Annotated in this window: 3 protein-coding genes and 1 pseudogene; all 4 read left to right on the top strand. The window is 33.6% G+C overall.

Going from position 1 to position 2,584, the window contains the following annotated elements; genetic code table 11:
• Window positions 1–192: 192 nt before the first annotated feature.
• Window positions 193–361: pseudogene (locus tag AC3DU7_RS30860) on the top strand (DUF4277 domain-containing protein); the annotation flags it as partial.
• Window positions 362–590: 229 nt separating this feature from the next.
• Window positions 591–974, top strand: a complete 384-nt coding sequence (locus AC3DU7_RS30855) for a DUF4277 domain-containing protein (RefSeq protein ID WP_488043053.1) — start codon at window positions 591–593, stop codon at window positions 972–974.
• A gap of 135 nt (window positions 975–1,109) precedes the next feature.
• The gene (locus AC3DU7_RS30850) at window positions 1,110–1,283 is read left to right on the top strand and encodes a hypothetical protein (protein WP_488043052.1); all 174 of its coding nucleotides are present in this window, start codon (window positions 1,110–1,112) and stop codon (window positions 1,281–1,283) included.
• A 402-nt stretch (window positions 1,284–1,685) separates the two neighbouring features.
• On the top strand, window positions 1,686–2,003 hold the full coding sequence (locus tag AC3DU7_RS30845; RefSeq protein ID WP_488043051.1) for a transposase: 318 nt from the start codon (window positions 1,686–1,688) through the stop codon (window positions 2,001–2,003).
• Window positions 2,004–2,584: the final 581 nt, after the last annotated feature.

Raw genomic sequence — 2,584 nt, 5'->3', positions numbered from 1 at the left:
CAAGAATCGGGAGTAGAAAAATTTTTGCTGATTATTTCCATCACACTAAATCAATCCCACATTCCGCACGACAAAATATAGTATGTAACAGGGAGAAAATTTGAGTAAGTATTTAGACTTAATCAAAAAAAATCTTGAACTATCATTTGGTAATATAATTCTCAACAAGAAAGTGAGAAAAAAGAGTAAAAAATGTCAGTAGAAGTAAGTAATTTAGACCATTTAGGATTAGTAGCAGGAATCATTGATGAAATAGGGATAGAAAAGAAGATAAATCAGTTGATTGGAGAAGACAAGAGCGAACAAAGTAACAGCAACTCAGGTAGTAAAAGGAATGCTCTTGAATGGGTTATATTATGTTCGGTAGAACAGTTATAATTAGGCTCGTAGTTGGACTAAAGTCCAACTACTAAGCATTGTAAGGGCTAAAGCCCAACTACAAACCATATACTTTATTATAAGTAATTATCCGCAATTCGTAGCTCCCCCGGAGGGGGCACATGATATTAGGATTAGTCTCCTCCCCATTGTATTTATTTAATACCAAGCGTGAAAAAAGAATGCTACAAAAAGGTGGATATTAATCGGATATGCTTAAAAATAGCTGTTCCAGTTCATTTGAGATAGTTATATCTATCTTTTTTCCCTTTTTTTCAATATTTACCCCTTCTTCCTTCTTCCCTCTTCCTTCTTTCTTACTTCTACCATTTGTAACAAAAATTTATCACGCTTGGTATAACAGATTTTTTCAAGGTATTGCCATAGAACATTTAATTGAACCAGGAGTGAAAGCAGAGTATTTTAATGATGATAAATTGGGTATAGTATTAGAGCAACTGTATCAAAAAGGATTGAGTAAAATTTTTATGTCTGTGGTGTTGGAAGCAGTAAAAACTTATCAACTAGAAACAGATACAGTTCATCTAGATTCAAGTTCCCGATCATGTTCATGGAAATTATCAACAAGAAAGTAATGAAACGGCCGAAGAACAAGAGCCAAAAGTTGTGAAAATTACTTATGGATATTCATAAGATAACTGATAGTTTTAAAACAATTTCTCCTGGACTTAATCTGTACTGGAGATGGGGATGTACCGTTATACATGAGAATGGGTGATGGAAATGAGTCAGATCAAAAACAATTTCCTTTAATAATTAAAGAATTTAAGAATCAGTTTAATTGTGACAGCTTAATGGTAGCAGATAGTGCTTTATATACTCAGGAAAATCTCCAGTTGTTAACGAATATTAAATGGTTATCTCGGGTTCCTTCTGTTGATTAATTCTGGGGTATGTGAAATATCTAATTTAACCTCAGAACGTCTCGAATTATTAAAGTTTTTTCCTCCAAGTTTTCAAAGATACTATCTTCTCAATTGAGATAGGATAACCATAAAAAAATATATACAATCAAATTATCAAGGTCTGGAAGTATTTATAGTTCCTATGAAAACCATGGATATTCTCATAGCTCTATTACTCCCAGAGTTTTTTTTCGATCGCAATTTTAATTTTTACCCAGATTCTACTTGAGACCTCATATTTCGGCACACTCATAGTTGAATTTACACTCAGCCACAGCCAAAAAGTCTTTTTGAACAGTATAAATACTTGCTCAAGTTTTCTCGCTGTTACATACTACATTTTGTCGTGCGGAATGTGGGTAATGTTTTTCAAGTTTTATATTGAACAAGTTTTATTACCGCGCTTTATGGCCCGGTGCTTGTTTGGTAATGGACAATTTGCCGGCTCATAAAGTTCAGGAAATTAGAAATATAATCGAAGAAGCAGGAATAAAAGTGCTATATCTTTCTCCATATTCTTCTGAATTTAACCCAATTGAAAATTGTTGGTCAAAAATTAAAGAATTTTTGCGAGGGGTAGCAGCTCGTACTAGAGATGATTTAGAATTGGTTCCGACTAGCCTTTGGGCAAGAGCAGCTGAATCTAGAGGAAAAACGAGAAAAATTTTACAAGACTTACTCCGCAACTATTTCCTTTGAAGACTGGTTAACTATGGACAGAGAAGATAAAAAATTAATAAGGGAGCGGGATTTCTTCTGAGGTCTATGTCTATAATAGATAGACTGCCAGAAATGTTTCAGTCGCGATTAGTGCAGAATATACAAATTTCACCCTCGTTACTACTTGCCTGTGATAACTAGCGTATTATATCTCTAAGTTACGCAAATTATTAACTAAGTCGAAACTCTTCATCTTTGACAAAACCACTACCTTTAGGATGAGGTGACATTTGCAATTTTCCCGATGGAAACCGTTTGTTTTTTTTCACACACAAACTTAAATTTTTCTTCATCAAACCACAATTCAATTGCTACTATTACTTGCTTTTTATCTAGCTTTTTCTTACTCAAAAATTTACTTTGGTCGGCAGCAAAAGAACCTAAAAATATCCCGACAAAAGTTAAAAGTTAAAAAGATTGAGTTTTTGTAGCTCATAGTAAATTCAGCGATCGCTCATAAAGACCTGCATGATCCAATGTTTAAGTTGAGTAGCGATCACTGGTCATTTTCTGCTAAAATCTCTAGGCGATCGCTCCTAAAAAACTTATTAAAATAGTTA

This window comes from Okeania sp. (genome assembly GCF_983059655.1).
The sequence above is the reverse complement of the archived record's forward strand: the minus strand, read 5'-3'. Positions and strand labels throughout refer to the sequence as shown.